This window comes from Hymenobacter sedentarius (genome assembly GCF_001507645.1).
In the GTDB taxonomy this organism is placed as follows: domain Bacteria; phylum Bacteroidota; class Bacteroidia; order Cytophagales; family Hymenobacteraceae; genus Hymenobacter; species Hymenobacter sedentarius.
Genome location: NZ_CP013909.1, coordinates 2527244 through 2552277, shown reverse-complemented (window position 1 = coordinate 2552277; position 25034 = coordinate 2527244). Strand labels below are relative to the sequence as shown.

Here is a 25034-nt window from a genome sequence, read left to right as displayed (position 1 = left end):
AAAGCTTATATCAGTTGGAGTAACCCCTTGAATTACAATTTTGATATAAACATTTTTGTTAAGCTTTCTCATAAAATTGATGATTTAGGGACTTTTAGCAAAGCCAACTCGTTTTGCCTTTACAAATGGCAACGTGCATGAGGCCAGCAGCCTCCCCTTTGTACTACTGCTCCTTTGTTTCTACCTCATCCATTATAATAAGGTTATGCCGGCGGTCATAATTAGCTGATTTAACCGCGGCCCTTGGCAATGTACCCGAAAGTCAGTACCTTTGCGCCCCAATCAATTTTTTTCACCCCCAAATTTTCACCCCGTCGTAATGGAAGTAAGAAATTACGAGACGGTCTTCATCGTAACTCCCGTTTTGAACGAGAGCCAGGTGCAAGAGACGGTCGAGAAGTTCACCCAGGTGCTTAAGGAAAATAGCGCCGCCATTTTGTCCACTGAAGCCTGGGGCCTGCGCAAGCTGGCGTACCCAATTCAGAAAAAGACCACAGGCTACTACTACTGCCTGTCGTACACTGGAACTGGTAACATTGTTGACGTGCTTGAGCTGGCGTTCCGCCGCGACGAGCGCATCATCCGGTTTTTGTCCACCGTGCTCGATAAGCACGCCGTGGAGTACAACAACCGTCGCCGCAACGGCGAGATGAACCTGCAAAAGGCTGCAAAAGAAACCGAAAGCGTAGCCCAATAATCCAGTAGTAATATGGCAACTCCCGCATTCAACCGGAACAACGACCGGTCGGCTATGAACAAGCCGCAGGACACCCGCAAGAAATACTGCCGCTTCAAGAAGAACGGCATTAAGTACGTGGATTACAAAGACCCGAACTTCCTGCTGAAGTTCGTGAACGAGCAGGGCCGCGTGCTGCCCCGGCGCCTCACCGGCACCAGCCTGAAGTTTCAGCGCAAAGTGACCCAGGCCATTGCAAAGGCCCGCCACTTGGCTTTGATGCCCTACGTAGCTGACGCCCTGAAATAAATTATGAGTTATAAGTTTTGAGTTTTGAGTTGCTACTTCTGGCATTTCTTAACTCATCACTCATAATTCAAAACTCATAATTCTGAATAAGACATGGAAATCATCCTCAAAGACGACGTTAAGGGCCTCGGCTACAAGAACGACATCGTGACCGTGAAATCGGGCTACGGTCGCAACTTCTTGTTGCCGCAGGGTTTGGCCATGCTGGCCGACAAAACCAACAAGAAAATCACGGCGGAGAACGTGCGCCAGGCGGCTCACAAAGCCCACAAAATCAAGGGCGATGCCCAAGCCATTGCCGACCAAATCGGGGATGCGTTCTTGGAAATTCGCGCCAAAGTGGGTGAAAGCGGCAAGATTTTCGGCCGTGTCACCACCCTGCAATTGGCCGAAGCGCTGAAAGCCAAAGGTGTGGACATCGACCGCAAGCGTCTGTCGTTCGACCAGGAGCCTTCGGCTGCCGGCGACTACACTGCTACAGCTAACCTGCACAAGGAAGTGAAGCAGACGATTAACTTCCGCGTTGTAGCCGAGTAGTTCTCGCTCAACCACAATTAGAAAAGCCCTGCCTTTCGGTGGGGCTTTTTTATTACACCTTCGGGCCAAACACGGCTTTAGGGCTATTTTTGCTTTGATGTTTAGAACCGAACTCTCTATTGCCCCGGCCACGGACCAGCTACCGCGCACGGCACGCGTCTTAACCATGGGCTCCTGCTTTGCCGACAGCATCGGCACGCGGCTGGCCGCCAACAAGGTGGAAACCCTGGTGAACCCCTTTGGCACCGTGTTTCAGCCGCTCGCGCTGGCCAAATTGCTCCGGGCCGCGGCCGGCGAAGAAGTCGATTGGCAGCAGCACGTAGTGGAAGCGCGCGGCCGCTGGCAGAGCTACGACCTGCACGGCAGCATCGGGGCCGATTCGCCCGTGGACTTGCTCCAGCAGATTCATGAGTTGGTGCGGCGCGCGGGCGATTTCCTCCGCAGCGCCGATGTGGTGCTGCTCACGCTGGGCACGGCCTGGGCCTACCGCCTGCGCGAAACTGGTGAGTTGGTAAACAACTGCCACAAGCAGTCTGCCGACTTGTTTGTGCAGGAGCTGCTGACCCCGGATGAAATCATCAACGGCTTGGCCGAAACGCACGCCTACTTGCGGCGCATCAACCCCAATTTACGATTTGTGCTGACGGTGAGCCCCGTACGGCACCTAAAGGACACGCTGCCGCTGAATTCGGTGAGCAAGTCGGTGCTGCGGGTTGCTACGCATATTCTGAGCGACTTACTACCGGGAGTGGCGTATTTTCCGGCTTACGAGCTATTGCTGGATGATTTGCGGGACTACCGCTTTTATTCGGCCGACATGCTGCATCCCTCGGAAGTAGCCGAAGATTATATCTGGGATAAGTTTGCCCGGACGTATTTCGACGTTGACTTTGGCCGGTTTCGCAAGGAATGGGCATCGGTGCGGCAGTCGTTGGGCCACCGCCCCTTGCATGCTGGTGCGCCTGAGCACCGCCAGTTCCTGGAAAATACGCTTGCTAAACTGGAGCAGCTGAGCTTGCGAAAGGTGGCCGTGACTGATGAGCTGAGCGAGGTGAGAGCCAAACTTGCGGCACTGCCCGTGTCTGCATTGCCGCAAGTGGAAGAACTTGTAGAAGACGATGAGGAGCGCATTGATATTGGCGAAGGCTCTATTTCCATTGAAGACGAACTAGCGCCTCCGGCAGCAGATGCGGTGCCTACTGCCGAAGCCCGCATGCCCCGCTTGTCGCCCGAAGAGTTTCGTTCGCAACGGGCGGCCCGCTCTGGCCGACCGGAACGAGGCCGCCGCGATGGGCGAGGCAAAGGACAACCGCAAACCCCGACTGAGAATGAGCAGTTTCAGGGTGCGGCGGCCTTTGCCGACGACCAAGGGGATGCTCCGGAGTCGCTGGCCCCAACCCAACTGGGTGCAGCCGAACATCTTTTGGAGCAAGCCGCTACCGCTACGCCCATGGCGAGCTCGGATGGCACTATTAGCGCCGAAGATGGCGTGAAGAAGAAAAAACGCCGCTCAAGAGGCGGGGCTAAGCGCACTGCACGCAAAAACGCGCTTCGCCTTGCCGCCGGCGAAATCCTGCCTGGCCAGGAGCCCACTGCTCCGGCCGAAGTTGAGCTGAACGCACCAATGCCGGATGCGCAGCTAGAAAGCCGCAACCTGCGGCCAGAAGGCAAAAAATCCTCGGTCATCACCAAATCGGTCCCGGTGAAGCGTGGGGGGCGCAATAATGAATCGAGTCGCATATCGCGGGCGGAACTGTATGCTGCTCCGGCTGAAGCTCCGGCTACTACTGAAACGCCAGCAAACATCGACGCTGAAGCGCCCATCCCGACGCCGGTTGAGTTACCGATTGCAGCACCAGCGATTATTGGCGAAGCGCCCAATGCCGCGCCAGCTAAGTCGCGCAACAGCCGAAACAGAGGCCGAAAGGCGCCGATGCAAAGCGGCACAGCGGAGGATGCAACTACCGCTGCCGCCGCTCCAGCTGAGCTAAATCCGGAGTCCAAGCTGGGCAGTATTGAACAACTATCTAGTACTGCTGAGCAAATTGAGCCAACGGCAGGCAACGAGGCTGAGCGCAACAAGCATATAAGCCAGCCCAACGCCGCCCCGGAAATAGCCGCAACTCCAGTCGTCGCGCCGGATACAAACGAGGCTGCTGCCGAAACAACCCCGGCTCAAGCACCTCCGCGGCGTTCCAACCGCCCTAAGCGGGCGGTCAGCGGAGCCCGGGCTGAAAAGCCGGCCGTTGATACTCCGGTTGTGCCAGTTCCAGACGCGCTGGACCTGCGTACCCAGGTAGCCGCCGGCCGCATGACCGGCTCTTCGGCCTCCTTGATTGAGCAAATCGAGCCGAAGAAAAAAGCTCCTGCTGCGAAGAAACCGGCAGCACCCAAAAAGGCCGCTGTGGCCAAGGCCAGACCCGTAAAGCCAAAACCTGAGCCGGTGCCCACGGATCCCTCCACGGCCGTACCAGCCGAAGCCCCAGTTCCGGCGCCCAAGCGCAAGCCAGCTGCAAAGCCGAAGGCGGCCGGGCCGAAAGCTGCAGCGCCTACACCAGCCGCGCCCAACCCCCGGGTGCCCAGGAAGCCTGTAAAGCCCGCCTAACCATTTTCGAAACCAAACCCGGCCCCGTAGCCGGGTTTGGCGTTTTAATACCTTTCCTATCTTGCTGCTATGGCCCACGCTTCACACCCGACCAACCGCCTCGCTGAGGAAACCAGCCCCTACCTGCAGCAGCACGCCCACAACCCCGTGGACTGGTACCCGTGGGGCGCGGAGGCGTTGAGCCGAGCCAAGGCCGAACAAAAGCCAATTTTAGTAAGCATCGGGTACGCCGCCTGCCACTGGTGCCACGTGATGGAGCGCGAATCGTTTGAAAACCAAGCCGTGGCGGCGGTGATGAACCAGCATTTCGTGTGCATCAAGGTAGACCGGGAGGAGCGGCCCGACGTGGACCAGATTTACATGGATGCCCTGCACGCCATGGGCCTGCAGGGCGGCTGGCCGCTCAACGTGTTCCTGACCGCCGACGCCAAGCCATTTTATGGTGGCACGTATTTTCCCAAGGGGAATTGGGTAAAGCTGCTGGAGAATATCGGCCAGGCCTACGCCGGCGAGCACCGCAGCGAACTGGAGCAGTCGGCCGAGCGGTTTATGGAGGTCATTGGCACCAGCGAGCTGCAGAAATACGGGACGCAAAATCAGGGCGCGGGCAAGCCTGCTGATAACCTTGACGCGCTGCAAGCCATCGGTGTGGCTCCGCAAACGGGGCCGGCGGGCGTTTCGGATGAGGAGTTCAAGCTGCTGATTTACAACCTGGGCGTGAAGTTTGACCGGGAGCGGGGCGGCATGAACCGGGCGCCCAAGTTTCCGATGCCCAGCATCTGGCGTTTTTTGCTGCGCGCCCACGCCATCAGCGGCAGCAAGGTGCTACTGGACCAAACGGTGCTCACCCTGCGCGAAATGGCCTGGGGCGGCATTTACGACCAGGTTCACGGCGGGTTTGCGCGCTACTCGGTGGATGCCGAATGGCTGGCGCCGCATTTCGAGAAAATGCTTTACGACAACGGGCAACTCATCAGCCTATACAGCGAAGCCTTTCAGGTGACGCAGGAGGAACTTTTCCGGGAAGTGGTGTACGATACCATCGAATTTGTCCGGTTGGAGCTGACCAACGCCGACGGGGGCTTTTATTCGTCGCTGGATGCCGACAGCGAAGGCGAAGAAGGCAAATTCTACGTGTTCACCAAGGACGAATTGCGCGAAATTATCGGCGACGAAGAGCCCCTGTTTTCCGATTACTACAATTGCACGGCCCAGGGTAATTGGGAGCACGGGCGCAACATCCTGCACCGCCGCCAAAGCGACGAGGCGTTTGCGGCCGTTCACGAGCTAGCCCCGGCCGTTGTGGCGGAGCTGGTAGCCGGCTGGAAGCAGAAAATCATGGCGGTGCGCGCTACCCGTGTGCGACCGGGCCTCGACGACAAAATCCTCACCGGTTGGAACGCCCTCATGCTCCAGGGGCTGACTGATGCCTACCGGGCGTTTGCCGAGCCGGAGTTTCTGGTGGTGGCCGAGCGCAACGCCCGCTTCATTCAAGCCAATCTGCGCGATGGCCAGCGTTTGTATCGCACCTGCAAAAATGGCCGGGCCAGCATCAACGGCTTCCTGGAAGATTATGCCCTGGTCATTCAAGCCTACATTAGCCTGTATGAGGTGACTTTCACGGAAACGTGGCTGCGCGAGGCCGAAACCCTTACGGAGTATGTGCTCGAGAACTTCTTTGACCCAAGCGAAACGCAGTTTTTCTACACCGATAGCAGCGCCGACCCGCTCATTGCACGCAAAAAGGAGCTGTTCGACAACGTAATTCCCGCGTCCAACTCGGTGATGGCGCACAACCTGCGCCGCCTGGGCCGCCACCTGGAAAAAGCGCGCTACACTGACCTGGCGGCCGATATGCTGGCCCGGGTGCGGCACCTGGTAGTAAAGGAACCGCAGCACCTCACCAATTGGGCCTCGCTGTACGCGTCGCTGTTGCGGCCCGGCGCCGAGCTGGCCATCATCGGGCCCAAGGTCGAAAGTTTTCGCCGAGAACTTAGCCGGCGTTTTTTGTTTGATACCGTGCTGGCCGGCACCAAGAAAAGCTCGGAGCTGCCGCTGCTTAAGCTCCTGAACCCCGTGCCGGAAGGCCGCACGGCCGTGCACATCTGCCGGAATCAGGCCTGTTTGGCACCGCTATATAGCGTGGCCGAGGCCCTGGCTGCTTTGTAGGGCCGGGGCATGGGCCGGCGCTACCGTCGTGCTATCTTTACTATCCGCCCCTACCCTATTGCTGTTTTGAGTCTCGCTCTCGATTTTATTTCCCCCGCCGCTGCCCCCGCAGCCGACCGGGTTACGCTGTTTGCCGACGTTATTCTGCCGTTGCCGCTGCCCCGGCTCTACACTTACCGGGTGCCGTTTGAGCTCAACGACAACGTGGTGATTGGGGGGCGGGTGATTGTGCAGTTCGGGGCCAAAAAGACGCTTAGCTGCATTGTTGCGGCCGTGCACGAAACCCCACCGGCCAACTACCAGGCCAAGTACATCCTCGAATTCATCGACGATGCGCCCGTGGTGACCCAGCCCCAGCTCAAGCTGTTCCGCTGGATGGCCGACTACTACATGTGCACCATCGGCGAGGTGATAAACGCAGCCCTGCCCTCGGCGCTCAAGCTTAGCTCCGAGTCGCGCATTCAGCTCCACCCGGCCTTTTCGCGCGAGGAAAACGAGTACCCGCTCACCCCGCAGGAAGAACTGATTGTGTACGCGCTGGGTAGCACCGAAGAAGGCAAGGCCCTGACCTTTACCGAAGTCGGCGACCTGTTGGGCATCACATCCTTTCATAAGGTGATAAAGTCCCTGATGCACAAGGACGTCATCTTCCTCTTCGAGCACACCGCCGACAAGTACGCGCCCAAAGTGGTAAAGAAAGTGCGCTTGGCCCACCATTTCGTCTCGGAGGCATCGATTGAGCAGCTTTTCAACAGCCTGTCCAGCAAGCCCAAGCAGCTGGATGTGCTGATGAAGTACCTGCAGCGCGTGCCGGTATATCAAAACGAGCACTCCAATCAGAACGGGATTGAGAAAGCGGCGCTCACCAGCAGTCCGCACCTCTCGGCCTCGGCGGTGAACACGCTCATCAAAAACGGCGTACTGGAGCAGTTCGATGTCATTGTGTCGCGCTTTCCGCTGGAGGACGAGCCCACGGCCCAGCTCCACTTCACCCTGACCGAGGCCCAGACCACGGCGCGGGATGAAATCATGGCCCACTTTGGGGAAAAAGACATTGCGCTGCTTCACGGCGTGACCGGCGCCGGTAAAACCGAGATTTACATCGACCTCATTCGCAAGGCGCTGGACGGCGGTGGGCAAGTGCTGTACCTGCTGCCCGAAATTGCCCTCACGGCCCAGATTGTGGGCCGGCTGCTGCGTGTGTTTGGCTCAAGATTGGGCGTGTACCACTCCAAGTTCTCCGACAACGAGCGGGTGGAAGTGTGGAACGGGGTGCTCTCTGGCCGTTTTCAGGTGGTGGTGGGCGTGCGCTCGGCGGTGTTTCTGCCATTCGATAACCTCGCACTCATCATTGTAGACGAGGAGCACGAGTCTTCTTACAAGCAGTATGAGCCCGCCCCGCGCTACAACGCCCGCGAAGTCGCCCTGATGATGGCCAACTTCCAGGGTGCCAAAACCCTGCTGGGCTCGGCTACGCCGGCCGTAGAAACCTACTACCAAGCCAAGCAAGGGCGCTACGGGCTGGTGTCGCTCACCAAACGCTTTGGCGAAGCTGGCATGCCCGATATTGAGCTGGTAGATACCCGCAAGGCCCGCGAGAAAAAGACCATGCACAACCACTTCACCGCCGAACTGCTGGGCGAAGTGGAGCGCACGCTGGGCCGGCAGGAGCAGGTAATTCTGTTCCAGAACCGGCGCGGCTACGCGCCCGTGGTAGCCTGCCAGGACTGCGGCTGGATACCCAAATGCACCAACTGCGCCGTGAGCCTGAGCTACCACAAGCACAGCCACGAGCTGCGCTGCCACTACTGCGGCTACCACGACTCCATGGTGACGCAGTGCCCCGCCTGCGGCTCCCGTGCCGTGAAAACCCAGGGCTTTGGCACCGAGAAGATTGAAGACGACCTGAAAATCATGCTGCCCCAGGCCAACATCCAGCGCATGGACCTGGACACGACGCGCGCCAAAAACAGCTACCAGCAAATCATCGCCGATTTCGAAAAGCAGGCCACCAACGTGCTGGTGGGCACCCAGATGGTGACCAAGGGCCTCGACTTCGCCAACGTGAGCCTGGTGGGCATTATCAACGCCGACAGCATCATTCACTACCCCGACTTCCGGGCCCACGAGCGGGCCTACCAGATGTTTGTGCAGGTAAGCGGCCGGGCCGGCCGCAAGGGCAAGAAAGGCAAGGTACTTATCCAGACCTCGGACCCCACGCAGGTGATTTTCGACAAGGTGATTCGCAACGATTACGTGGAGTTTTACAACTACGAAATCGTGCAGCGCCACGAGCACGGCTACCCGCCCTTCATGCGCGTGATTAAGATGACGGTGAAGCACGTGGAGCAGGGCCTGGGCGAGCAGGCGGCCATTTTGCTCACGCAGGAGCTGGTAGACCGCCTGGGCCGCGCCGCCGTGCTGGGGCCCGAGGCGCCCTATATCTTCCGCATCCGCAACTTCTACCTGCAGGAAATCACCATCAAGCTAGACCGCGCCCACACTGCCCTGAAATGGGCCAAAGAGCAGATTTGCGCTGCCATGGACGTGGTGAAGGACCAGAAGGAGTTCAAGCAAGCCCGCCTAGTGGCTGACGTGGACCCCATGTAAACTCTGTTTTAGCCCCACAGAAAAAGGCCCGACTACACGAGTAGTCGGGCCTTTTTCTGTGGGGTTAAAATGATGGGCCTACAAGTTATCCAGCAGCCAGAGGACGAGGAATATCACACCGATGAGGGCAATGATGGTACCAATCAGAGGGCTAAAGATGCCGACAATCAGACCAATTAGCACGAGAATAATGCCGGTGCGGAGGTTGCCGCTGATGGCGCTGGTCTTGGTAGTCGAAGCCGTGTTGTCGTGCTGGCGCGCGGTAGCCGAGTGCTGCATGAGCTTATCCATCCTGCGCGTCACTTTATTCAAAGCCAAACGCTGCATGGCGTTGAGCTTGGGAGTAGTGGTGGCCACGGCCTGATTCGTTTGGGTGGCTACGGCAGCCGCTGGGGCTACGGCTACTTTTTTGGCGGCTGCTTCGGCCTTGGGAGCGGGTGCAGCGGCGGTGGCGGGGGCCGCCGCGGGCGCAGGCGTGGCGGCTACCGTTACCGTGGCTGCTGCTTCGGGCGTGGCGGCAGGCGTTACGGCGGCGGTTGCTTCTGGCTGGGCAGGTACTGGCGTAGCGGCGCGGTTTACGCCGTGGTACGAGCCGCCTTTGGGCAGCATGGCGTACTCGGCACGGCTGCAGCTACCCAGGGTCAGGGCGCAGGCGGCCACGGCAATAATTTTGGCGAAGGGAGGAAAAGTGTTTTTCATGGGTAATGAGGGTAAGAGAAAGAGGAAATGCTCGTTCTACGGTCAAATGTACATGCAGGTGGTAGTCCCCAGCTATTTTCTTATTGTAGCAATCAGGTATTGATTTTAAGCAACGTGCCGCCCCGGGCAGTCGCCGGAATAAACTTGGGCTGAACGCTCTGGCTCATGTAGCTGTTGACTACCCCGAATGTGCTTACTTGCGGATTGTATGAAGTTCTATTTCCCAGTCTGGCACCGGACTTTGAGTGTAGTTGGCGCATGCGGCAGCCTTGGCTTGCTGGTATGGGGCTGCACGCAAATTCCCGCCGAAACGCGTCCCTCGCTCGTTGCTGAAAAGCGCATGCAAGCGGCTGTGCTAGCCGATACCACCGGCTACGAGGTGGCCTCCCCGCGCGACCCCAACGGCATCGGCACCTACTACATGGGCCGCCAGATAGCCCACGTAATGGGCCACGAGGGCGCCGATTGGCTGGAGCGCAGCGGCCGCCGCCAGGAAGAAGGCACCGACATCCTGATACGGGAGCTGAAGCTGAAGCCCACCGACGTGGTGGCCGACATTGGGGCCGGCACGGGCTTTTTCTCGTTCCAGCTGGCCAAAAAGGTGCCCAAGGGGCAGGTGCTGGCCGTCGACATTCAGCCGGAAATGATAGCCTCCCTGCAGGCCAGCAAGCGCAAGCTCAACGTGCCCAACGTGCGCCCCGTGCTGGGCACCACCACCAACCCGGCCCTGCCCGCCGACAGCGTGGACCTGGTGCTCATCGTGGATGCCTACCACGAGTTCGACCACCCGCGCGAGATGGGCCGGGCCATTCGGCGCGCCCTGCGCCCGGTTACGGGCCGGCTGGCGCTGGTCGAGTACCGGGCCGAGGACGCGAACGTGCCCATAAAGCGTATTCACAAGATGAGCGTGGAGCAGGCCCGCAAGGAAATGGCTGCCGTGGGCCTCGAGTTTGTGGAGACGGTGGAGACCCTGCCGCAGCAGCATTTGCTGCTGTTCCGGCGGGCAAATTAGGCGCCTTTGGCCGGCCGGCGCGACCTTTGCGGCCATGACCAGCCCCCACCCGCGCGACCTTTCCATTCACGACTTCACCTACCCGCTGCCGGCAGACCGCATTGCCCCGGAGCCCCTGCCCGACCGCGCCGCCAGCCGGCTGCTGGTCAGCCGCCACGGTCAGCTCTCGGATAAGCAGTTCCGCGACCTGTCCCAGGAACTGCCGGCCGGCTCGTTGTTAATCTTTAATGATACCCGCGTGGTGCGGGCGCGGCTGCTGGCCCGCCGGCCCACCGGGGGCCAGGTTGAGCTGTTTTGCCTCGAGCCCGTGGCCCCACACCGCAGCCTGGAGCTGGCCCTGCAGCAAACCGGCCAGTGCACCTGGCGCTGCCTGGTGGGCAACGGCCGCCGCTGGAAGGAAGGCCCCGTAACCTTGGAATTTGAAACCGCCGACGGCCAGACCGCCACGCTCTGGGCCGAGCGCCAGGCCCAGGAAGCCGGCACGGCGCTGATAGATTTTCGCTGGGAGCCCGCCAGCCTGCCCTTTGCCGAAGTATTGCGGGCGGGCGGTCACCTGCCCCTGCCCCCCTACCTGGGCCGCACCGATACCCCGGCCGATGCCATTCGCTACCAAACGGTGTACGCGGCGGCAGAGGGCGCCGTGGCAGCCCCCACCGCCGGGCTGCACTTCACCCCCGAGCTGCTGGCCGAGCTGCGTGCCAAGGGCTTCGATATCGGCCACGTAACGCTGCACGTGGGGGCCGGCACCTTCCAGCCGGTGAAGGCCGACCACATGGCCGGCCACCCCATGCACACCGAGCCGATTTTGGTCACGGCTGCGTTGCTGCGGCAGCTGCTGGCCCACCGGCCCCTGCCGGTGCTGGCCGTGGGCACCACCAGCCTGCGCACCCTCGAAAGCCTGTACTGGCTGGGCGTGGGCTTACTGCACGCCCACCAAGCCGATGATACAGAGCTGGCCGTAACGCAATGGCAGCCCTACGACATGGCCGCCGCGGCCGCCAGCATCAGCCCCGGAATGGCCCTTGAGGCACTGCTGCACCACCTCCAAGCAACCGGGGCCGATACCCTGCAGGCCTCCACGCGGCTGCTCATTGCGCCGGGCTATCAGTTTCGCTTGGTCGATGGCCTTATCACGAATTTTCACCAGCCGGAGAGCACGCTGCTGCTGTTGGTGGCCGCCTTGCTGGGGCCCGGCTGGCGCGACGTCTACGAGCACGCGCTGAGCCACGGCTACCGGTTTCTGAGCTACGGCGACAGCTCGCTGCTGCTACCTGGCACGGTAATGGAGGGTCAATAGGCAGTACAATCGGCCGGGACAGAAAACATATACTCCGGTGCTGCGTACAACCCCCGAATTTACCTTAAAAAAGCCCTTCCTATGAAAAAGTCCCTTTTGTTGCTCGCCGGCCTGGCCCTTGCTACTACCGCTGCCAACGCCCAAGACGTGACTCCCGCCAACCCCAAGACCGAAGTAAAGGTTCGGGACAATGGCACTGAAAAAGTTGTAGTAAAGACCGGCAAAACCAACGTTGGCGCCGCCCTCGACAATACCAAAGATGCAGCTGGCAACGTGGTGCACAAAACCGGTCACGTCCTGAAGCGCGGCGCCCAGAAAACCGGCCACGTGGTTAAACGCGGTGCTCAGAAGACGAGCGGTGCCGTGAAGAAAACGACCCAGAAAGTAGAAGCTAAAACCGAGTAGGTTTCCCTAATACACAAATTCCCTAAAGCCCCGGCCGCAACGCCGGGGCTTTTTTTGTGCTTAATAGGTGCTCAATAACGGATAAACCGAGCTCTGGGAAGGCTTTTCCTGCAGCTCGTGCCGCATCCGCTCCAGTACGCCGCGGCCGAATAAGCTAACCCCGGCATTGAGGACGACTAGGGCCGCGGTGCCGGCTGCTACCCATTTCGCGGTGGGTACTTTCTGGGCTTTGAGGTGGCCAGCCCAGGGCACCATGCTGGCGCCGGCCCCAATGGTGAGCAGGCCCAGCGGGGCAAACAGCAGCCATTTGCTTTTGTGGGTCATCGCTAAAAAATAAAGGGTTAGGAATGATGTAATGCACGCCGCCCAACCACGATTAAGGACATGGCTTTGCTCCCGCGCGTACCTTGCGGCTTTCTGCTTACGCACCGCACCCGGCCGTGTTACGGCATCCAAGCCCCCTTTTCTCATGAGTCCTTACGAACAGCTACTGCACCTCGCCTTCACCGCCCCCAACGACGTGAAGTACTACCTCACCCCCACCACCCTGCGGGCCTACGACCAACTGCGCGCCGCGCCCACCGCCGAGCGGCCCTTTCGCTTCGAGCAAGTGCGGCTGGGCGTGGCCATGAGCTTGCTCAAGCTGGTATCGGAACTCGGCGAACACGACGAGAGCCGCCAGGTGCTGGATGTATTGCACCGCGCCCTGAGCGAAGCCCGCTCGCCCGAAGACATTGACCGCATTGTGGGCCGCGAAGCCCGCCTCTTCGACCGGCTCTACGAGAACCTGTACGTGAACGAGGAAGGCGAAGAACTGCTCAACCTCTTCGGCCGTACCCTCGATGCCGACGCCCCCGAGCTGCTCGAAGAAGTAGCCCAAGAGGGCGTAGACCTGGCCCGCACGCTGGATTTCAGCACGGATGACGACGCGGAATAGATGGTTTCAGCACCTCTGCACACCAATTAGGGTCAACCTTGGCCTTGTCACTTTTCACCACTTTAACCAGGTAATAACCCTCCCATGACCCTCACCGTCCTCGGTTTCATAATCTTAATTTTGGGCTTGAATGCTTCGCGCTTCGAGCGCCTGCAACCCCTGCGGGGCGGCCTCATCTTTCTGGGGGGTGCCTTCCTGGTGCTGGGCCTGGCGTTGAGCACGGTAGTGCAGATTGGAGTGGGCCAGGTGGGCGTCCAAACGCTGTTTGGGAAGGTGCAACCGCGCGTGCTGCAGCCCGGCCTGAGCGTGGTGAACCCATTGGTCGACATCACGCGCTTCGATACCCGGACGCAGAATTATACCATGTCGGCCCAGCACGGCGAAGGCGCCCAAGTGGGCGACGATGCCATCCGGGTGCTTTCGGCCGATGGCCTGGAGGTCATCATCGACTTGACGGTGCTTTACCACGTGGTGCCGGCCCAGGCGCCCCGCATCCTGGCTACCATCGGCGAGGACTACCAGGACAAAATCGTACGGGCCATTTCGCGCACCCGCATCCGCGACAACGCCGTGTATTACGATGCCGTGGCCCTCTACTCCACTCGCCGCGAAGAATTCCAGACGCGCATTCTTAACTCTATCGAAAAAGACTTCCGCACCAGCGGCCTGCAACTCGACCAACTGCTCATTCGCAACATCCAGCTGCCGCAATCGGTGAAAGCCAGCATTGAGAGCAAAATCTCGGCCGAGCAGGACGCCCAGAAAATGCAGTTCGTATTGCAGAAAGAGAAGCAGGAGGCCGAGCGCAAGCGCGTGGAGGCCCAGGGCATCGCCGACTACCAGCGCATTGTAAACACCGAGCTCAGCGACAAGCTGCTCCAGTACGAAACCATCAAAGCTAACCAGGCCATTGCCACCTCGCCCAACGCCAAGGTCATCATCATGGGCAACGGGCGCGGCACCGGGCCCCAGCTGCTGCTCGGCGAGAAGTAAGCCGCGAGAACCCATCATAAAAAAGGCCCTGGCAAATGCCAGGGCCTTTTTTGTTGAATCCTGTTTTACAAGCAAGGGCTTACTTATAAGCCTCGTTTTGTTCCAGGTTGGGGTTGATGTCGGTTTCGCGCTTGGGTATTGGGAATATCAGGCGGGGCGAGTTCCAGGGCAGCACGGCCGTACCGGGCAGCGGCTCGGTTACCGACTCTTTGTTGCGCTTAAGGTCGCCAAGACGGAAGCCTTCGAAGGCCAGTTCCAGCTTGCGCTCAAGCAGGATAGCGGGCAGCGTCAACGCAACAAGTGGCGTTAGCCCAACACGGGCCCGCACACGGTTGACATCGGCCAGCGGGGTAGCGCCCACCGTGGTACCAGCCCGGAAGTTGGCCTCGGCCCGGGTGAGGAGCATTTCGGCCAGGCGAATCACCTTGACGTTGCTGCCCACGCCGTTCACCGCGTCGAACTTGCCCGAGAGCCGCTTGCCACTGGTCACGGTGAACAGCGTCCGCCGCTCATCGGTAGTGCCATATTGGTTAAAGTGCTTGTCTTCGATGGACACATCGCCCCGCGTTTTGTAGAACGTGCTGAGGGCATTGCTGCCGCTTTGGGCCGATATCTGAACGGCAAAGATGTCTTCCGTCGTGTTGGATGCGCCCGACCGGAACTCGGCCGCGTAGGTAGAGGTGAGCGAGAACGGGCCCGCAATGGCCCGGTTGGCGGCATCAGCCGCTTCGGGAAACCGGTTCTGCTGCAAGTACACCCGCGACAGCATGCCCGCCGCGGCAAAAGTCGAAATCTCGGCCGCGGAGTTGGCAGCGAAGGCCGGCAGCGCGCCGCCAGCTTTCATTTTTGTTTCCGCATCGGTCAGGTCGGCCAGCACTTGGGTGTAGACCTCGGCCACGGTGTTGCGCTTTACCTGGCTGGAGGCATCGAGCACTTTAGTAGGCGTGAGTACCAACGGCACGCCCGGGTTGGCCGAAGGGGTACCGTCGCTCCAGTCCTTAGCAAACAGCCGCACCAGCTCAAAGTAAAGCGCCGCCCGGATGAACTTCGCCTCGCCTTCTACGCGGCTGCGCTTGGCCGACGAATCGAGCTTGTCGATGTTGGCCAGCACGTTGTTGGCGCGGTTGATGGTGCTGTACGCGTTTATCCAGATGGTCGACACAAAACCATTATCGCGCAGAATGTTCTTACGGAAAATCTGGGGTGGGTCGGAAAAGGTGCCCACGAAGCTTTCTTCGCCGTTGTCGGCCAGCAGGTCCGACGTTAGCTGAATGTAGCCGCCGTAGCTACCCACGGCCTGTAGGCCCGTGTAAGTGCCCACCAGAGCCGCTTCCACGTCAGACGACGTTTCCAGGGCCTTGTCGGCGTTCACGTTGTTGACGGGGTCGATGGCAAGCTTTTTATCGCAGCTGGTGAGAGGGGCTGCCAGAAACAGCGCCATACCCAGCGTATAAAATGTTTTTTTCATACCAGGAGTTAATTAAAGGAGAGAGCTGGCTGCCTATAGGCGGCCAGCTGGCTAAAAGCCAATGTTGACGCCTAAGGTGAGGGTACGGGGCTGGGGCGTGGAGTAGAAATCGATGCCTTGGTTTATGTTGCCCGCCGTGGTGGTGGTGCCAAGGTAATCGGTGTTCACCTCCGGATCGGAGCCGGGATACTTGGTGAAGGTGAGCAGATTCTGGCCCTGCACGTAGACACGGGCTGACTGCAGATAACCCTTCTTCACCAGCGTACCGGGCAGATTGTAGCCCAGGGTGAGCGTGCGCAGGCGGACGTAGGAGCCGTCGTACACAAAGCGCGAGGAGTTGCCGATGCCGTTGCCGCCGTTATAAATAGCTTTCGGGACATTCGTGATGTCGCCGGGCTTTTGCCAGCGGTTCAGCTGGTCGCGCGTTTGGTTGTCGGGGCCGTTGTTGAAGCCCACCGAGTAGAACTGCCCGGCAGCGTCAAAGATTTTGTTGCCGGACACGCCAATGAAAGTAGCCGTCAGGTCGATGCCTTTGAAGGTGAACGTGTTGGTCAGGCCACCCGTCCAGGTAGCATTCGGGCTGCCAAGCGGCACAGCCTGGGCCAGGTTGATGTTGTTGGTGGTGCCAGCACTGTGGTCGATGCTAGCGGCCGAACTGGGGTCGCCAGCTGGCTTGTTTTTGTAATACAGGGCATCGCCGTTGGCGGGGTCAACACCGGCATACTCAGGGCCGAAGAACGTGCCGATGGGATAGCCTTCTTGTGCCCGGCTGAGGTAGCTGCCCGATATGGGAAGCCCTTTCAGGTTGGTCACCTTGTTGTAGTTGCGCGAGGCGTTGGCTGTGGTGGTCCAGGTGAAGGCACCGGTGAGGTTGCGGGTGGTCAGAGCAAACTCAATGCCCTTGTTTTCCAGCTTGCCCACGTTCTGAAACTGGCTGGTGTAGCCCGTGGTCGCGGGCAGTGGCGCGTTGAGGGCCAGGTCGGTGGTGAGTTTCTGGTACACGTCCACTTCGCCGCTGATGCGGTTGTCGAAGAAGCCAAACTCCAGGCCGGCGTCGGCCTGCCGGGTCGATTCCCACTTCAGGTCGGGGTTGGCAATCTGCAGCGGGCGCTGGCCCGGAATGCCTACGTAGCCCGCGCTGCCGGCATAGAGACCCAGGGAAGCAAAGTCGGTGAAGGCCTGGTTGCCGGTGACCCCGAGGCTGACGCGGGGCTTCAGGAAGCTAAGTACCTTTTGGTCTTTGAGGAAGCTTTCTTCGGTGACTACCCAGCCTGCCGAAGCCGCCGGAAAGAAGCCGTAGCGATGGTTGGCTCCGAAGCGCGACGAGCCGTCGGCGCGGGCGCTCAGGCCCAGCAGGTACTTGCCGGCGAAGGAGTAATTGAGGCGGGCAAAATACGACAGCAGGGAGTTGCTAGTACCCGAGGAAACGCCGTTGTTGAACGTGGCCGCGTTCACGATGGTGCGGTACGCATCACTAGCAAACTGGCTGCCCGTGGTGCTGGTGTAGTTCACGTTCCGCTGCTCGTAAGCCGTGCCCAGGGTGGCTTCCAGGGTGTGCTGCTCAGCCAGGACTTTGCGGTACGAGAAGAAGTTGTTGGTGATGTAGCGACCGCTGGTGGTGTGGGCGCTGAAGGCGTAGCCGTTGCCGGCCGAGCTGTTGCCCACCACCGTTACGCGCGCGCTGTACTGGTCTTCGTCCTGGTTGAGCAAGTCGGCCCCCAGCTCCGAGCGGAACGTTAGGCCGGGCAGGATTTCAAATTGGCCGTACACGTTGCCGAGGGCGCGGTAGCCGATAGCCGTGTAGGTTGCGGCATTGTTTTGCAGGCCCAGCAGCGGGTTGTAGTAGAATGGGAAGCTGGTGTTGGGCTTGCCCGTGGTCAGGTCCAGGGCACCGCTGGTCAGGCCCGTGCGGGGGTCAATTACGGGGGTGATGGGCGCCAGGGCCACAATCTGCAGCGGGTTGGAGAAGAGGTTGTCGTTGGGCAGGCGGCTGTTGTTAGTGCGCGACAGCGCCACGTTTACGCCCAGCGTCAAGCGGTTAGAAGCCTTGTGGTCTACGTTGAGACGGGAGGCTATGCGGCTGAGCTTGTTGCCCAATACAATACCTTCCTGCCCGCTGTATTGACCAGAGAGGAAAAACTTGGTCTTTTCGCTACCGCCACTGGCGCTCAGGTCATACTGGTTGAACGCGGCTTTGCGCAGCACCTGGTCAGCCCAGTTGGTGTCCACGTTGTAGTTGGCATCTACGGGCACACCCGCGGCGTAGCCCTGAAGGCGGGTGGCAATGGTAGCATCGCTGCTGCCGGCGTTTTTCCGCGCTTCAGTCATCAGCGCCACGTATTCTTTCGCGTTCAGGAACTCGCGTATGTGCGTGGCTTGGCTCGTGCCCACCTGGTAGCCCAGGTTGAAGCGGGTGTCGCCGGCCTTGCCGTGCTTGGTGGTGATGAGCACTACGCCGTTGGAAGCCCGCGAGCCGTAAATAGCCGAAGCAGCTGCATCCTTTAGAATGGTGATGCTCTCGATATCATTGGGGTTAATGTCGGCCAGCGGGTTGGTAGGGGCGCTTGTCGAAGAGAAGTTATCCGACTGAACCGGAATGTTGTCAATCACATACAATGGCTGCGTGTCGCCGCTCACCGACGAGGTACCGCGTACCCGCACCTTGATAGCCTGCCCTAGTTTACCACTCGAGTTTTCGATAACCACGCCAGCGGCTTTGCCCTGAATGGCTTGCTCAAACGTCTGCACCGGGGCATTGGCAATGTCCTTGTTTGTTAGGCTCGCTACTGAACCCGTCAGGTCGGCCTTTTGCTGGGTACCGTAGCCTACTACCACGGCCTCGCTGAGTTCGGTAGCCGAAGTGGCCAGGGTTACGGTAATGGTGCTTTGGTTGCCAACGGCAACGTTTTGCGAAGTGTATCCCACCGAGCTGATTACCAGCGTAGCGTTGGGCTTCACGGTGAGGCTAAAGGAGCCATCGGCCCCGGAGCTGGTGCCGTTGGTGGTGCCGCGCTCGAGTATCGTGGCGCCGGGCAGGCCGCCCCCATCGGAACTTAGCACGCGGCCGGAGATGGCCTGCTGCGCCCAGGCGGGCATCGCAAACAGGCACAGTGCCAGCAGCGAAAAGAGTTTGAGGTGAGTGAGTAAGTTGAACTTCATGGGAAATGGGTTTGTGAACCAGTAAAAAAAAGAGGTGTTGTCGAGCTATGCACTCAGGTATTTTAAAAGCAGGAATCCTTAAAACTGAGGGTTAGGCTAGGCTTTGTGATGATGATGTTAAAGCGAAGGTAATTTACACAGCTCGTCCTTGATGTTTTTTTTAGAATGGTTTTTTGCTTTGTGCCATAACTCGGCTGTTAAATCAATGTTTTGCAACTGTTATATCAATATCCCAAGCCAAAGCTCCACAACCGATTTGTCCTTGGTGCTTACGCCAGTTGCCTACCTTTACCGCTGCTAACCCTTGCCAGACTTGTAGCTGGCTCCCTTGCCTTCAGTCTTAATGCCGACGATACATTACCTCACCACTGCCGACGCTATTGCCGAGGCGGCCGCTCACTTTGCCACCCTGCCGCGCATTGGCATCGATTTGGAGTTTGACGATATGCGCCACCGCTACGGGCGGCACCTGGCGCTCATCCAGGTTTTCGACGGCCAGGAAGCGTACCTGATTGACCCGCTGCCGCTGCCCGACATGGCCGCCGGCCTGGAGCCCCTGTTTGCGGTGTTGCGCGAGCCGGCCGTGGCCAAGGTATTTCACTCGTGCAAGTCGGACATTCTCTTGCTTGACGAGGTTTTCGGGGTAAACTGCCGCAACATCGTCGATACCAGTGTCCAATTTACACTGCTGGCCGCTGAGGATAACAACATTTCTCTCGGCCGCCTCATCCAGTCGGAACTGGGCTTTGAGGTTGACAAAGGCGAGCAGAAATCCAATTGGCTGAAGCGCCCGCTGACCGACGCCCAAATGGAGTACGCCGCCAACGACGTGCTGTACTTATTTGAGCTCACGGACCGCCTCACCACCCGCCTCAACGAATTGGGCCGCGGCGAGTGGGCCGCCCAGGAAAACCTGGCCCTGGAGGCCGTGCGCTACGGCCGCGACGACCCGCGCCCATGGTCGCGCAATGCCGCCAAATACAAGATTTCGCCCTCGGAAATGCCCATTTTCCGGGAGCTTTACATGCTGCGCGACAGCGTGGCCCGGCAGCTCGACCGCCCGCCGTACCACGTGCTCAGCAACGACCGCCTGGCGGAGCTGGCCCGCCAGCCCATCGAAAACGCCAACCAGCTGCGCACCGCCAACGGCCTGCACCCCGAGCTGAAACGCTCGCCCTACGCCGAGCAGCTGCTGGCCATCGGCACCACCGATTTGGCCCCAGAGGCGCCGCTGCCGCCCGAGCAGCGCAAGTTTCCGTTCCGCCGCCGGCTCAACGGCCCCGCCGCGGCCCGCGCCGAAGCCCGCGAAACCTTGCTCAACGCCCTCAAAACGCACCTTGCCACCGACCACGGCACCACCATGGCCAACATGGTGCTCAGCAACCGGCTGATTTCGGAAATCATCGAGCAGGGTGCCAACGCGGCCCTGCGCCCTTGGCAGCAACAGCTGCTGCGCGAATCGGCGGAGCGCCACGGCGAGGATTATGGCCAGATAGCCGAGCCCTTTTAACGAGCCGTTTTAAGTAGCGGCTGAAACCTGCGAGCGCGGCTGCCTTGTTGACTGCGAATTGCGGGCGGCGGCACCTACCGGAATAATGCGCCCACCCGAGCGGGCCGCCCCGGAGGCCGCCGTGGCCCAATTAGTGCAAGAAGGATAATGAAGCGCCCCCTCCTCCTCGTTGGCTTGCTGGTACTGCTACTGTTGCTCGGTGCCGGTAGCTACGCGGTGTGGCGCGTGCTGTACCGGCCCAACGTGACGGTGTTTGCCGAGGGCCCGGCCTATTTGTACATCCGCACGGGCACGGGCTTTTCGGCGGTGCTCGATTCGTTGCAAAAGCAGCAGCTGCTGCTGGAGCCGGCCACGTTTGAGTGGACGGCCCGGCAGCACGACTACCCCGCCCACGTGAAAGCCGGCCGCTACCGCCTCGACCCCGAACTGAGTAACCTGGACCTGGTGAACATGCTGGCCCAGGGCCGCCAGGACACGGTGCAGTTTGAGCTAAAGCCCTTTCATTACCTCGACCAGCTGCCGCCCCAGGTGAGCCGGCAGCTAGAAACTGACCCGTTTAAGCTGCAGTTGCGGCTGGGCAACAACGCCGACCTGCTGGCCCGGTTCCGGCTCGACACCTGCACCATCCGCACCTTGTTCATCCCCGGCCAGTACCGCCTGCTGTGGAACACCAGCGCCCCCGCCTTCCTGGACACCGTGGCGGCCACCTACCGCCGCTTCTGGACCGCGGAGCGCCGCGCCCGGGCCGATTCGCTGAAGATGACGCCGGTGCAGGTGAGCGTGCTGGCCAGCATTGTGCAGCGCGAAACGGCCCAGCCCACCGACAAGCCGCTCATCGCCGCCGTGTACCTCAACCGCCTGCGCAACGGCCAGCCCCTGCAGGCCGACCCCACCCTGCTCTGGCCGCTGCACGGCCTGGGCACCCGCAAACGCGTGCTCAACGTGGATAAAAAGGTGGATTCGCCCTATAATACCTACCGCCACAAGGGCCTGCCGCCGGGCCCCATCACCACGCCGCTGCCCAGCTCGCTGAACGCGGTGCTACGCCCGGCCCATAACAAAAACCTGTTTTTCTGCGCCCGCCCCGACGGCAGCGGCTTCTCCGATTTTGCCGAAACCTACGCCCAGCACAAGCGCAACGCCCGCCGCTACCAGCACCGGCTCGACAGCCTCGGCGTGAAGCGCTAAAGCAGCCCAAAAAGGCAGCCGCTGGCCGCTAGTTAAACATTGATTTAATGAAACTTAGAGTTTTCTACGGTTTCAATTCCGGGTTTGCGGCTTTTCGCCGCGGTGCTGCGGTTGTGCTATCTGCCGGCTGTGTACTTTTGTTTCCCAATTTTCCGAAAAACGGTCCGTATACGTCCATTTCTCTTCTTTAAACTTCCGCTTTTCTCTGGGTTGACGGCATTGGCGGGTGGGTTTGGTACCGGCCCGCAGGGCGCGCGGGTACTTGGGCTGGGCTGCGCCAGCACGGCCTACATCAACAGCATTGCCGGGCTCAGCACCGCCCCCGGCCTGCCGGCCCAGTGGGGCGGCTCTCTAACCCGCATCAGCCTGGGCGGCATCGGCCAGATTCGGCGCGCCTCCTTCATTGGCCAAGACACCTACCAGCGCACCGACCAGGACCTGGCCATTCAGCCCGGCGGCGACTTCTACGCCGCCCGCGCCCTGAGCAAGCGCGTCAGCTTTGGCTCGGTCCTCACCACCCCCTACGGCTACCACACCAAAGTGGGCACCACCCTGATGCTGCCCTACAGCCGCGATGCCTGCAACCCTCTGCGCGACGCCGACGTGCTAGACAACTTCAAGAAGCTGCAGCGGGCCAGAGCCGTGCTCGATGCCTACAACGCCGACCTGGAAAACCTGGCCCACAACATCTACCGCCTACCCGAAGTGGAAATAACCAACCACAGAAGCGCCCTTGACCTGGACGGCATATTGTTCAACAACGTGGCCGATATCATTTCCGTCAACGGCGTGGTGTACTCATTGGAGCCGGTGCGGGGCAACTTCTTCTCGCTGGATTATTACTCACTCACGCCCCGCGGCAATGGCCTGGTGGCCAATACAATCATCTCGGCCATTAACAAATCCTACCGGGCCAACATCCCAGCGGTGGACGTAAACAACCAGCCTACTGTAGCCCAATAAAGCGGGAGCTACAATTATTTAGTTGAGCCGATAAAGGCGCAGCGGCAGCGTGTCGGCCGCTGCGCCCCGCCAGGCGGCCAGCGTTTCGGCGTATTCCAGCCCCGTAAATTCGGAATGCTCCAGAAATAGCAGCGGCCGTTGCAGCTCCGGTGCCGCCCAGGCCGCTACTGGCACCTGGCGTCGCAACGAATCGAACCGATGCACGCCTGCTACGCGCCAGTAGCCATCGAGCAACACGTACTGGTAGCCTCGCGCACGCAGCCCGGCCAGTTGGCGCTCATCGGTGATGATGGTCAGAGTTTGGCTTTCGTTCAGGTACGGCGCTAGCCCCGTGCCCACTGTGCTCACCACCTTAGTGCCGCCGTGCTGTTGTAGCCACGCCGCCACCTGCGGGTAGCGCGTCGGCAGGGGCGCGTACAGTTCCCGCTGAATCCGAAGCAGGTTAAGCCCCACGGCGGCCAGCACCACCCCGGCCAGGGCCCAAGCAGGCAGCACGCGGCGGCCGCCCAGCACCGCCAGGGCCGCCAGCGGCAGGTAAGCAAACAAGAGCCCCCTGGGGGCTTTTATCAGCAGCGACATGCCGGCCAGCAGGCAACCTGCCAACACCAGCAAGTACGGTAGCAGCGGCAGTGACCGGCCCCGAAAACCGGCGCCGTTACGCCAATCACGCCACACCAGCCCCACCGCCAGTACCAGCCCAACGAGCAGCAGCGGAGACTCATAGCCCGCCAGGTACCGCAGATAATACAGCAAATCGAGGTGCAGCGTCGTCTTTCGGCCCGCTACGTTGGCTGCCGCTGGTACCACCGTGCGGATGTAAACTGCCAGCCAGCGATACCACGGCAGCCCAACCAGCACTCCCAGCGCTCCAAAAAGCACGTAAGGCGCCGCCAGCACCAGCAAGACCCGCCACCAAAGCCCCCGCTGCCGCCATAATCCATCGGCCTGCACGATTTCCAGCAGCGCCAGAATCGGCAGCGCAAACAGGAATTTATAGTTCACGCACAGCCCCACCGCCAGCCACGCCGCCACACGTAGCGCCGCGGCTGCACTCGGCCGCTGCAGCCGCGCAAAATGGCTTTGCAGCAGCCCCGCGAACACCACCAGGCTCACAGAGCTCATGGTAAAATCGCGCCCCGAAAACGTGAGCAGCAGCGACGTGCCGCCCAGCAGCACAAGGCATGCGGTTTCGGGCCCCGTCAGCTCAGCTTTCTTAGCCACCCAGGCCGCGAAGATGCCCAGCCCAAGCAAGCCGAGCAGCGCATTTATCGTTTGAAAGACTAAAAAATCGCACGTGAAAGCTGCTACCGGCACATATAGCAGCAGAAACCCCGGGCTGCCGTGGTGGAACAAATGCGCAAAGTTACCCTGCGCCAATTCCTGGATAACCTGCCAGTTGCGCACCGAATCAAAATCGGGCGGCCCGGTTTCGGGAAGTCGCCACAGCCGCAGCAGGGCCACGGCCAGCAGCGCCGCCAGCAGCCAGAGGAGTCGGTTGGGAGATTGGTGGCCGTTATTTGTACCGGCAGATGAAAGCATGAATTAACTCGGCGCTGGTTGCCGCGAAGGTCGGCATAGCCCGCGTGTTATCGGTGCGCCCGCTCACTCTAAATCCCACATTTCCCTTACATGCGTCTTGTTATTCAGCGCGTTCGCGAAGCCCAGGTTACCGTCGAAGGCCAGATTACCGGCCAAATTGGCCCCGGGCTGATGGTCCTGGCCGGCTTCGCTCCTACCGATAATACGGCTTCCCTTACCTGGATGTGCCGCAAGCTGGTGCAGCTGCGCATTTTTGGCGACGAAAACGGGCAGATGAACCGCAGCGTGGTCGACACCGACGGCCAGATTCTGGTGGTGAGCCAGTTTACGCTGCTGGCCGATGCGCGCAAGGGCAACCGCCCCAGCTACATTGGCGCCGCACCGCCCCCCATCGCCGAGCCGCTGTACCAGCAATTTGTGGCTATGGTAGCGGCTGAATTGGGCAAACCCGTGCCCACCGGCATCTTCGGGGCCGATATGCAGGTGAGCCTGCTTAATGATGGCCCCGTGACCATTGTGCTGGATTCCCCGGCTTAAGTTTTTGCCATCCCGCTTTCAATTCTTGTCCCTATGACCATCGAAGAAGCCCAAAAGACCGTCGATACCTGGATAACCACCACGGGCATCCGCTACTTCAACGAGCTCACCAACATGGCCATCCTCACCGAGGAGGTGGGCGAAGTGGCACGGCTCATCTCCCGGCAATACGGCGAGCAGTCGTTTAAAGAATCAGACAAAGGCCGGGACCTGGGCGACGAGCTGGCCGATGTACTGTTCGTGGTCATTTGCCTGGCCAACCAAACCGGCGTCGACCTGACGGAAGCCCTAACCCGCAACTTGGCCAAGAAGACCCAGCGCGACTCCCAGCGGCATCAGGATAATGAAAAATTAAGAATGAGGAATGAGGAATGAGGAAGTTCGGCCACTTCAGCCGAAATCCAATTCTTCATTCCTCATT

Annotated in this window: 21 protein-coding genes; 16 read left to right on the top strand and 5 right to left on the bottom strand. The window is 60.3% G+C overall.

Features of this window, described 5'->3' with window-relative positions; all coding sequences use genetic code 11:
• The first annotated feature begins 319 nt into the window (after positions 1 to 319).
• The 6 genes from rpsF to priA all read left to right on the top strand — a co-directional run bounded on the left by rpsF (position 320) and on the right by priA (position 8906).
• Positions 320 to 697, top strand: a complete 378-nt coding sequence (rpsF, locus tag AUC43_RS10490) for a 30S ribosomal protein S6 (protein ID WP_068192852.1) — start codon at positions 320 to 322, stop codon at positions 695 to 697.
• Between the two features lie 54 nt (positions 698 to 751).
• The gene (gene rpsR / locus AUC43_RS10485; protein WP_035561439.1) at positions 752 to 985 is read left to right on the top strand and encodes a 30S ribosomal protein S18; all 234 of its coding nucleotides are present in this window, start codon (positions 752 to 754) and stop codon (positions 983 to 985) included.
• 93 nt (positions 986 to 1078) lie between these two features.
• Positions 1079 to 1522 carry a 50S ribosomal protein L9 gene (gene rplI / locus AUC43_RS10480; RefSeq protein WP_068192847.1) on the top strand — a complete coding sequence of 148 codons (444 nt, stop codon included), beginning with the start codon at positions 1079 to 1081 and terminating at the stop codon, positions 1520 to 1522.
• A 97-nt stretch (positions 1523 to 1619) separates the two neighbouring features.
• A complete protein-coding gene (locus tag AUC43_RS20060; protein WP_071885873.1) occupies positions 1620 to 4127 on the top strand; it encodes a GSCFA domain-containing protein in 2508 nt (835 codons plus the stop codon).
• A 69-nt stretch (positions 4128 to 4196) separates the two neighbouring features.
• The gene (locus AUC43_RS10470) at positions 4197 to 6296 is read left to right on the top strand and encodes a thioredoxin domain-containing protein (protein ID WP_068192844.1); all 2100 of its coding nucleotides are present in this window, start codon (positions 4197 to 4199) and stop codon (positions 6294 to 6296) included.
• Between the two features lie 66 nt (positions 6297 to 6362).
• A complete protein-coding gene (gene priA / locus AUC43_RS10465) occupies positions 6363 to 8906 on the top strand; it encodes a replication restart helicase PriA (RefSeq protein ID WP_068198483.1) in 2544 nt (847 codons plus the stop codon).
• Between the two features lie 78 nt (positions 8907 to 8984).
• Here priA and AUC43_RS10460 read toward each other — a convergent pair whose 3' ends face one another.
• A complete protein-coding gene (locus AUC43_RS10460) occupies positions 8985 to 9605 on the bottom strand; it encodes a hypothetical protein (protein ID WP_068192841.1) in 621 nt (206 codons plus the stop codon).
• 208 nt (positions 9606 to 9813) lie between these two features.
• Here AUC43_RS10460 and AUC43_RS10455 point away from each other — a divergent pair, with 208 nt between their 5' ends.
• The 3 genes from AUC43_RS10455 (at position 9814) to AUC43_RS10445 (ending at position 12319) form a co-directional block, all read left to right on the top strand.
• Complete coding sequence (locus AUC43_RS10455) at positions 9814 to 10617, top strand: class I SAM-dependent methyltransferase (protein ID WP_335340870.1); 804 nt, start codon at positions 9814 to 9816, stop codon at positions 10615 to 10617.
• 34 nt (positions 10618 to 10651) lie between these two features.
• Positions 10652 to 11914 (top strand): S-adenosylmethionine:tRNA ribosyltransferase-isomerase, encoded by a 1263-nt coding sequence (locus AUC43_RS10450; RefSeq protein ID WP_068192834.1) that lies wholly within the window; start codon positions 10652 to 10654, stop codon positions 11912 to 11914.
• Positions 11915 to 11995: 81 nt separating this feature from the next.
• Positions 11996 to 12319: a hypothetical protein gene (locus AUC43_RS10445; RefSeq protein WP_068192830.1), complete on the top strand. Its 324-nt coding sequence runs from the start codon at positions 11996 to 11998 to the stop codon at positions 12317 to 12319.
• Between the two features lie 60 nt (positions 12320 to 12379).
• Here the strand turns inward: AUC43_RS10445 and AUC43_RS10440 are convergent, their stop codons facing one another.
• Entirely contained in the window at positions 12380 to 12643 is a 264-nt protein-coding gene (locus AUC43_RS10440; RefSeq protein ID WP_068192827.1) for a hypothetical protein, read from the bottom strand.
• Between the two features lie 145 nt (positions 12644 to 12788).
• Between AUC43_RS10440 and AUC43_RS10435 the strand changes: the two genes are divergently transcribed.
• A complete protein-coding gene (locus AUC43_RS10435; protein ID WP_068192824.1) occupies positions 12789 to 13256 on the top strand; it encodes a hypothetical protein in 468 nt (155 codons plus the stop codon).
• 84 nt (positions 13257 to 13340) lie between these two features.
• Entirely contained in the window at positions 13341 to 14249 is a 909-nt protein-coding gene (locus tag AUC43_RS10430) for a prohibitin family protein (RefSeq protein WP_068192820.1), read from the top strand.
• Between the two features lie 79 nt (positions 14250 to 14328).
• Here AUC43_RS10430 and AUC43_RS10425 read toward each other — a convergent pair whose 3' ends face one another.
• Positions 14329 to 15717 (bottom strand): RagB/SusD family nutrient uptake outer membrane protein, encoded by a 1389-nt coding sequence (locus AUC43_RS10425; protein ID WP_068192818.1) that lies wholly within the window; start codon positions 15715 to 15717, stop codon positions 14329 to 14331.
• Positions 15718 to 15768: 51 nt separating this feature from the next.
• Positions 15769 to 18876 (bottom strand): SusC/RagA family TonB-linked outer membrane protein, encoded by a 3108-nt coding sequence (locus tag AUC43_RS10420; protein WP_068192815.1) that lies wholly within the window; start codon positions 18874 to 18876, stop codon positions 15769 to 15771.
• A gap of 343 nt (positions 18877 to 19219) precedes the next feature.
• On the opposite strand from AUC43_RS10420, the gene AUC43_RS10415 reads away from it, so the two are divergent.
• The 3 genes from AUC43_RS10415 to AUC43_RS10405 all read left to right on the top strand — a co-directional run bounded on the left by AUC43_RS10415 (position 19220) and on the right by AUC43_RS10405 (position 22537).
• Positions 19220 to 20386, top strand: coding sequence for a ribonuclease D (locus AUC43_RS10415; RefSeq protein WP_068192812.1), 1167 nt, complete (start codon positions 19220 to 19222; stop codon positions 20384 to 20386).
• Positions 20387 to 20533: 147 nt separating this feature from the next.
• Positions 20534 to 21574, top strand: coding sequence for an endolytic transglycosylase MltG (gene mltG, locus AUC43_RS10410; RefSeq protein WP_068192809.1), 1041 nt, complete (start codon positions 20534 to 20536; stop codon positions 21572 to 21574).
• 210 nt (positions 21575 to 21784) lie between these two features.
• On the top strand, positions 21785 to 22537 hold the full coding sequence (locus AUC43_RS10405; RefSeq protein WP_157781032.1) for a hypothetical protein: 753 nt from the start codon (positions 21785 to 21787) through the stop codon (positions 22535 to 22537).
• Positions 22538 to 22555: 18 nt separating this feature from the next.
• Here the strand turns inward: AUC43_RS10405 and AUC43_RS10400 are convergent, their stop codons facing one another.
• Positions 22556 to 24076, bottom strand: coding sequence for a hypothetical protein (locus AUC43_RS10400; protein ID WP_068192802.1), 1521 nt, complete (start codon positions 24074 to 24076; stop codon positions 22556 to 22558).
• 90 nt (positions 24077 to 24166) lie between these two features.
• On the opposite strand from AUC43_RS10400, the gene dtd reads away from it, so the two are divergent.
• Positions 24167 to 24613: a D-aminoacyl-tRNA deacylase gene (dtd, locus tag AUC43_RS10395; RefSeq protein ID WP_068192799.1), complete on the top strand. Its 447-nt coding sequence runs from the start codon at positions 24167 to 24169 to the stop codon at positions 24611 to 24613.
• A gap of 33 nt (positions 24614 to 24646) precedes the next feature.
• Complete coding sequence (locus tag AUC43_RS10390; protein ID WP_068192795.1) at positions 24647 to 24988, top strand: nucleotide pyrophosphohydrolase; 342 nt, start codon at positions 24647 to 24649, stop codon at positions 24986 to 24988.
• Positions 24989 to 25034: the final 46 nt, after the last annotated feature.